Raw genomic sequence first — 7,182 nt, 5'->3', positions numbered from 1 at the left:
GGGCCTGTCCGGCGGATCATGCCGCAGACGCGGGGCTTGGCACGCACATCTGCGGCGATGAGACGCCGCCCGTTTCCTGCGACCTGATCCGCCGGACAGGCCCTAGAGCAACTCTTTCAGGCTCTCCGCCAGCAGGTCCCAGCGCCATTTCCGCTCCACCCACTCCCGTCCCCGTTCGCCCATGTGGCGGCGGAGTTCGGGGTCGGCGAGGAGGGTGATGATGCGGTCGGCGGAGTCGTCCGGGCAGTCGCCTCGGACGACCCAGCCCGTTTCGCCGTCGAGGACCGCGTCGGGGGCGCCGCCCGAGTCGCCCGCGACGACCGGCAGGCCCGTCGCGGAGGCCTCCAGGTAGACGATGCCCAGGCCCTCGACGTCGAGGCCGCCCCGGCGGGTGCGGCAGGGCATCGCGAAGACGTCGCCCGCGCCGTAGTGGGCCGGCAGCTCCGACCAGGGGACCGCGCCGGTGAAGCGGACCGCGGCGGCGACCCCGGTGTCGTACGCCAGCTTGCGCAGGTCCTGCTCGTACGGCCCGCCGCCGACGATCAGCAGCACCGCCTCCGGCTCCTTGGCGAGGATGCGGGGCATGGCGAGGATCAGCGTGTCCTGGCCCTTGCGCGGGACCAGACGGGAGACACAGACCACCACCGGGCGGTCGGTGAGACCGAGGCGGGCGCGGACCTCGTCGCCGCCCGAGCCGGGGTGGAAGGTCTTCTCGTCGACCCCCGGAGGCAGCTGGACCATGCGGGAGGCGGCCTCGGGCGTCAGCGCGGACGCGATGCGCGAGCGCGTGTACTCGCCGAGGTAGGTGATCGTGTCCGTGGACTCGCCGATACGGCGCAGCAGCTGCCGTGCGGCGGGCAACTGGGCCCAGCCCGCCTCGTGGCCGTGCGTGGTGGCCACCAGGCGCTCGGCGCCCGCCCTGCGCAGCGCGGGCGCCATCAGGCCGAGCGGGGCCGCCGCCCCGAACCACACCGACGTACACCCGTGCTCGCGCAGCAGCCCGACGGCGCGCCTGGTGGCGCCCGGTGTGGGCAGCAGCATCGTCGTACGGTCCCGGACGACGGTGAAGGGCTGCTCGGCGTCGAAGGCGGCCGTCGCCTCGACGCCCTCCCGGCTCCGCTTCCACGTGGACGCGTAGACTACGAACCTCTCGGGATCCAGTCGTAGCGCCATGTTGTGCAGGAACGCCTGGATGCCGCCGGGGCGGGGCGGGAAGTCGTTGGTCACGATCAAGGTCTTGTGCATCGCGTTCGACACTACCGAAACCCTCGAATCCCCACGCGAGCGGTCCACAGCGGCGAAGCTGTATTCCACCGGTGGTCACAGCTCCGTACGGCCGCGCTTCATGGGCCTCGCACAGCCCCGCACGTCATCATGTTTCCGCACAACCGCACCACCGCACCATGTCACCACCGCACCACCGCACCACCGCAAAGACAGCCGACGAACGAGGGCCAGGTGAGCATGAAGGGCACACGGGGGGAAGGGGTTCCCTACGCGTTGCTGGGAACCTGGGGCCTGACCAGGCTGCTGCTTCTGCTCTTCGTCTCGAAGGTGTTCGTCTTCCCGGGACCGGACGTCACGAGTGACGTCTCGGTGATCTACCAGGGCTGGTACGAGATCCTGCGCACCGGCACCTTCCCGCTCGACGACGTGACCTGGCAGTACCCGCCGGCCGCCGCGCTCGCGATCCTCTCCCCCGGGCTGCTGCCCTTCCTCGACTACGCGCACGCCTTCTTCCTGCTGGCCTTCGTCGCCGACCTGGTGGTGTACGCGCTGCTCCACTACGCCGGCCGGCGCCCCGGCAAGACGCTGCGCGGCGCCTGGGTGTGGGTGATCGGCGTCCCGCTGCTCGGACCGACCGTCTACGCCCGCTACGACGTGATGGTGACGGCCGTGGCGGTCGCGGCGCTCCTCGCGGGAGCCCGCCATCCGCGGGTGATGGGCGCTCTCGTGGGCTTCGGGGCGCTGGTGAAGGTGTGGCCGGCGCTCCTGCTCCTGGGGGCCGTGAAGCGGCGCGCGTGGGCCGCGGCGGCGGTGACCGCGGGCGGGATCGCGGTGCTGTTCGGGCTGTCGATGCCCGGCGCCTTCTCCTTCCTGACCTTCCAGCGCGACCGGGGCACCGAGGTGGAGTCGCTGGGCTCCCTCGTCTTCCATGTGGGCCGGCACTTCGGCTGGGACGGTCAGGTGCTGCTCAACTACGGCTCGGTGGAGTTCCTCGGCCCGTACGTCGACGTGGTGAGCAGGCTGGCCCTGGCGCTCACCGCGATCGCCTTCGCGTGGCTGCTGCTGTGGCGGCTGCGCGCCCAGCGCTTCGCGCCGCACACGCTCGCCGACGCCGCGTTCGTGGCGGTACTGATGTTCACCGCCACCAGCCGGGTCATCAGCCCGCAGTACATGGTGTGGCTGGTGGGGATCGGCGCGGTCTGCCTGTGCTTCCGGGGCAGCCGGATGACCCTGCCGGTCGGGCTGGTGCTGGCCGCATGCTTCGTGACCGTCCTGGAGTTCCCGATCTGGTTCTCGCACGTCGTGGGCAGCGACCGGCTGGGCATCACCCTGCTCTTCCTGCGCAACGGCCTGCTGGTGATCGCGGCCCTGCTCGCCGCGCTCGAACTGTGGTGGAGCACGGTGTCCGACCCGGCCCCGCCCCTGCCCGCTCAGGCCACCCGCAGCAAGGAGCGCCTGAGCTCCTCCTGACGGCGGCGGGCGCGGGCGAGAAGCAGTCCGACGGCCGTGCACTGCACCGCCATGGACAGCGCCAGCGCCAGGCAGATCCCGGGCAGCCCGAGCCCCGACAGGGCGTACGCCAGCGGCAGCTGGACCGCCGTGCCGAGCAGTGTCACCCGCAGCAACAACGGGGCTCCCCCGCTCCCCTCGAAGACCCCGCCCAGCGCGATGAAGCAGGCCATCAGCAGCAGGTACGGGCCGACGCAGCGCAGGAACAGCACACCGTCGTGGGCGACCGCGCCCCCGGCCCCGAAGGCCCGCATGATCCAGGGGGCGAACGCGCCGAGCAGGACGGCCGCCGCCAGGCCCACCGCCCCGGAGACGATCACCGCCTGCCGCCCGATCGCGCCCCGCTCGTCCCGGCCGGTGCCCCGGGTGTGCGCGGTGTGGATCGAGGCGGCCTGTCGCACCGCGTAGAAGGCCATGGTCGCGACGTACATGACCTTGTACGCGATGGAGTACGCGGCCACGGCCGTCACCCCGAGCCGGGCCACGATCGCGACCAGGACCAGTGCCCCGCCCTGGCGCACGGTGAAGTCGGCGGACATGGGCAGTCCGGTCCGCAGGGTGCGGCGCAGGGCGGGGCCGGTGGGCTCGGCGGGGCGGACGGCCGCGGCCTCGCGCAGCGGCACGTTGCGGCGCAGGGCGCACAGGCCGGCGGCGAGGGCCACGCAACGGCACAGGACCGTGGAGGCGGCGGCACCCCGGACGCCGTACGCGTGGATGAGCAGCGGGTCGAGGCCCAGGATCAGCCCGTTGGCCAGCAGGGCGAGGCGCATCGGGGTGCGGGTGTCACCGGCGCCCTTCAGGATGCCGTCGACGAGGTTCTGCGCGAAGAAGACGGCGATGCCCGGCAGGGAGATCCCGAGGTAGGCGACCGCCAGGGCGAGGGCGCGCCCGTCGCCGCCCAGGACCAGCCGGGCCAGCGGTTCGCGCAGCAGGTATCCGCCCACCGCGACCACGGGCGTCACGACCGCGCACAGGGCCCCTCCGCCGCGTACGGCCGCCCGGAGCGCGCCCGGATCCCGGGCCCCTCTGGCGTGGGCGACGAGGACGGTCGTGCCGGAGGCGAAGACCAGGGCGACGCCGAGGAGCACGTTCTCGGTGTTGGTCGCCACGGCGACGGCGGCCACGGCGGGACCGCCGAGCCGGGAGACCCAGACGGTGTTGATGATCCCGGCGGCGACGGAGGCGAGCAGGGAGAGGTACACGGGGTGGGCGAGCGATATGAGCTGCTTCCGGTGGGCGTTCACCGATGAGTCCCTCGATTCCCTTGGTTTTCCTTGATTCCCTCTTATCGAGCTACCTCACTTAGATGTACATCGTTTAGAGGTAGCTCGATAAGAGGTACCATGGACGCCCGGCACCCGCAAGCAAGGAGCGCCCCGCATGCTGGAGCTGTCGATCCTCGGATTTCTGTTCGAAGAGCCCCTGCACGGCTATGAGTTGAAGGAGCGCATCAAGGCACTCAGCGGCCATGTCCGCCCGGTCAGCGACGGCGCGCTCTACCCGGCGATCACCCGCCTGGTGGCCGCAGGGCAGCTGGACCAGCACACGGAGCCCGGCAGCGGCGCCGCCCCGCGTCGCATCCTGTCGCTCACCGAGCAGGGCCGTGCGGACCTCCTGGAGCGGCTGCGCCACCCCAAGCAGGCCGAGATCACCGACCACGTCCGCTTCAACACCCTGCTGGCGTTCCTGCGCCACCTCCCGGACCCGCGGGAGCAGGCCGCGGTCCTGCGCCGCCGCCAGGACTTCCTGCTGACGCCCGCGAGCTTCTTCTACCGGGACGGCGAGCCCGTACGGGCGGAGGAGGCCGGCGACCTGTTCCGGCAGGGGATGCTGCGGGTGGCGCGGGCGACGGGCGAGGCGGAGCGGGAGTGGCTCGCCGAGGCCATCGCCCGACTGGACACGGCGACGGGCTGATTCGACCGAGCCGATGCAGCCGAGCCGATGCAGGCGAGCCGATTCAGCCGAGCTGCGCCTTCAGGTACGCCTGCCACTGCCGCGTGAAGTTCTCCGGCGTCGTGTGCAGTACGTCCCGCAGCGCGCCCTCGACGGCCCCCGCCCGCTTCTTGTGGTCGCCGACGGCCCGGTAGAACTCGTTCAGCCGGACCTCGCCCCAGTGGTCGGCGATCAGCCTGCAGGCCATCCAGCCGCCCTCGTACGCCCGCGCCAGCCGCGCCGCGTCCCCGGCGAACCCGAAGTCCTTGTCGTCCGGCAGCGCGGCCGGTGCGTGCCCGTCCAGCACCGCCCGCTCCAGCTCCGGCGCCGCCTGCGTCGCCGTACGGCCGCTACCGCGGTAGCCGACCCAGTCCGCGAAGCCCTCGGAGAGCCACAGGGGTGTGGCGGCGGTGGTGTGGGCGCGGGTGGCCACGTGCGTCGTCTCGTGGCTGAGCACGACCTGCTTGCCGAAGTCGCCGAGGAGGCCGTACGCATCGGGGTTGACGATGATCCGGTCCGCGGGCGCCCTGGCCGTCCCGCCCGCTTCTCCCGTGGTGACCGCCGCGATCCCCCGGTACCCGGACGCGGGCGCCCCCAGCAGCCCCGCCATGCCCTCCAGCGACTTCGGTACGAGGACGACGACGTGCCCCGGCCAGTCGGCGCCCCAGGCGTCCGTCACGGCGGGCACGGCGCGGTCCGCGAGGCCGGCGTACGCCCGCAGCCGCTCACCGGACTGCCCGACCCCCAGGACGAGGCTGTGCGCGCCCCGTACCACCGTCACCGCCCCCTGCTCCCACAACTGCTGACTGGCCCGCTCGGCGGGCACGTCGGAGGCGACCCGCCAGCTCCCGCCGTCGCGGACCAGGCGCAGGGTGCGGGCCGCCGTGACGGGCGCCCTGTCATAGCCCTCGATGCGGTAGCGCAGCTCGGCGCCCGCGGTGGCGTGGTCGCCGGAGCGGTGCAGGTCCGTCAGGCGGTACGACCAGGCGGCCAGCGGGACCGCGCGCAGCCGGGTGAACTCCGCGGTCGAGCCGGACGGTTCCTCCGTGGCCCGGTACGCCGACTCGTTCCGGTCCAGGACCGCGGCCGCCCGCCGGTCGAGGACCCGCTGCACATCGGCGGACGCGGTGTCCGGGGACGGCCCGCCGCCGCAGCCCACCAGCACGGCCAGCAGCAGCACCAGGGAGCACCCCGCCCGCGACGCACGCCTTCGACCAGCCACGTTCCCGATCGTACGGCGCCCGGGCGCGGAGGTCAGACCCGCGTCACGGACGAGATGGGCATCATGCCCACCGGGTCGTAGCGCACCGGCGCACCCGGGTAGGGCGCGTGGATCACCTGGCCGTTGCCCGCGTACATCGCGACATGACTCGCGTCGGAGCGGTAGGTGACGAGGTCGCCGGGCTGCGCCTGGGAGAGCGGCACCTGCCGTCCGGCGTAGCGCTGTTCCTGGGAGGTGCGCGGCAGACCGACGCCCGCCTGCCGGTACGACCACTGCATGAGGCCCGAACAGTCGAATCCGCCGGGCCCGTTGGCGCCCCACACGTAGGGGCGGCCGAGTGCGGAGCGGGCCGCGGCGAGGGCGGCGGCGGCGCGCCCCGAGGCGGGCGTGACACCGCCGAGTTCGGGCAGGTCGGAGCGTCCGGAGCGGGAGGCCCGGTCGTAGGCGGCGCGCTCGGCGGACGGCAGCGAGTTGAGCAGTATGCGCGCCTTGGCGAGTTTCTGTTCGACGGTCCGCTTGTGCCGGGCGACGGCCTTGGTGCTCTTCTCCAGCTCGGCGAGTTCGGCGGTCGCCTCCTCGCGTACCTGGGCGAGGTCGCGCATGGCTACCTGGAGGTCCTTGAGTTCGCCCGCCTGGTGGGCGTTGATCCGGTCGAGCGCGGCGGCCTTGTCGAGGTACTCGGCGGGGTTGTCGGAGAAGAGCAGCGCCAGGGAGGGGTCGAGGCCGCCCGCGCGGTACTGGGCCCCGGCGAGCGAACCGAGCGCGTCCCGCATGGTGTTGATGCGCTCCTGCTGCCGGGCGATGCGGTCCTGTGTCGTGCTCACCTCTTTGCGCAGGGTTCCCGCGCGCTCGTCGGCCTTGTTGAACGCCTCGGTTGCCTTCTCCGCCTGGGTGTACAGGCGGTCCACCTCGGCCCGGGTGTCGTCCTTCGGTGCTGCGGCGGCCGGTACGGCCCCGAGGGCGGCGGCCGCGACGGACATCACGGTCACGGCGATGCCGGTGATGCCCGCGGCGTTGACGCCCCGGTCGAACCCGGACGGTGGACGGCGGCGATGGGACCCCACGAGTAGCCGCTCTCCCTTCCGCTGACGATCCCCCGGAGTTGGGGGAAACGCGCCAGACAGTAGCCGTGCGACTACGCACCGGCCAAAGACCTCGAGGGCGCACAACGCGGCGCCCCGCCGGAGACGCAGGTCACCGACGGGGCGTGGGGTCAGCGGGAGTTACCGCGATTCGCCCGTTCGGGCGGCATGTCGAGGGGGCCTCGAAAGGATCTCGGAGGGTTCGGGGAG

Annotated in this window: 6 protein-coding genes; 2 read left to right on the top strand and 4 right to left on the bottom strand. The window is 72.8% G+C overall.

The window, feature by feature from the left end; genetic code table 11:
* Positions 1-102 precede the first annotated feature (102 nt).
* Positions 103-1,245 carry a glycosyltransferase family 4 protein gene (locus AQJ27_RS07505; RefSeq protein ID WP_067364764.1) on the bottom strand — a complete coding sequence of 381 codons (1,143 nt, stop codon included), beginning with the start codon at positions 1,243-1,245 and terminating at the stop codon, positions 103-105.
* Between the two features lie 219 nt (positions 1,246-1,464).
* On the opposite strand from AQJ27_RS07505, the gene AQJ27_RS07500 reads away from it, so the two are divergent.
* On the top strand, positions 1,465-2,697 hold the full coding sequence (locus AQJ27_RS07500; RefSeq protein WP_067363611.1) for a glycosyltransferase family 87 protein: 1,233 nt from the start codon (positions 1,465-1,467) through the stop codon (positions 2,695-2,697).
* Here the strand turns inward: AQJ27_RS07500 and AQJ27_RS07495 are convergent.
* A complete protein-coding gene (locus tag AQJ27_RS07495; RefSeq protein WP_067363608.1) occupies positions 2,658-3,980 on the bottom strand; it encodes an MATE family efflux transporter in 1,323 nt (440 codons plus the stop codon). The genes AQJ27_RS07500 and AQJ27_RS07495 overlap by 40 nt on opposite strands.
* Before the next feature lie 136 nt (positions 3,981-4,116).
* Here AQJ27_RS07495 and AQJ27_RS07490 point away from each other — a divergent pair, with 136 nt between their 5' ends.
* Positions 4,117-4,650 carry a PadR family transcriptional regulator gene (locus AQJ27_RS07490; RefSeq protein ID WP_067363605.1) on the top strand — a complete coding sequence of 178 codons (534 nt, stop codon included), beginning with the start codon at positions 4,117-4,119 and terminating at the stop codon, positions 4,648-4,650.
* Positions 4,651-4,693: 43 nt separating this feature from the next.
* Here the strand turns inward: AQJ27_RS07490 and AQJ27_RS07485 are convergent, their stop codons facing one another.
* Both AQJ27_RS07485 and AQJ27_RS07480 read right to left on the bottom strand, forming a co-directional pair.
* On the bottom strand, positions 4,694-5,890 hold the full coding sequence (locus AQJ27_RS07485; RefSeq protein ID WP_067363602.1) for a hypothetical protein: 1,197 nt from the start codon (positions 5,888-5,890) through the stop codon (positions 4,694-4,696).
* A gap of 32 nt (positions 5,891-5,922) precedes the next feature.
* Positions 5,923-6,954 carry a C40 family peptidase gene (locus tag AQJ27_RS07480; RefSeq protein WP_067363599.1) on the bottom strand — a complete coding sequence of 344 codons (1,032 nt, stop codon included), beginning with the start codon at positions 6,952-6,954 and terminating at the stop codon, positions 5,923-5,925.
* Positions 6,955-7,182: the final 228 nt, after the last annotated feature.

The organism is Streptomyces olivochromogenes (genome assembly GCF_001514115.1).
Lineage (GTDB): Bacteria > Actinomycetota > Actinomycetes > Streptomycetales > Streptomycetaceae > Streptomyces > Streptomyces olivochromogenes.
Note: the sequence above shows the minus strand (reverse complement) of the source record. Positions and strands in the feature narration are given on the sequence as shown.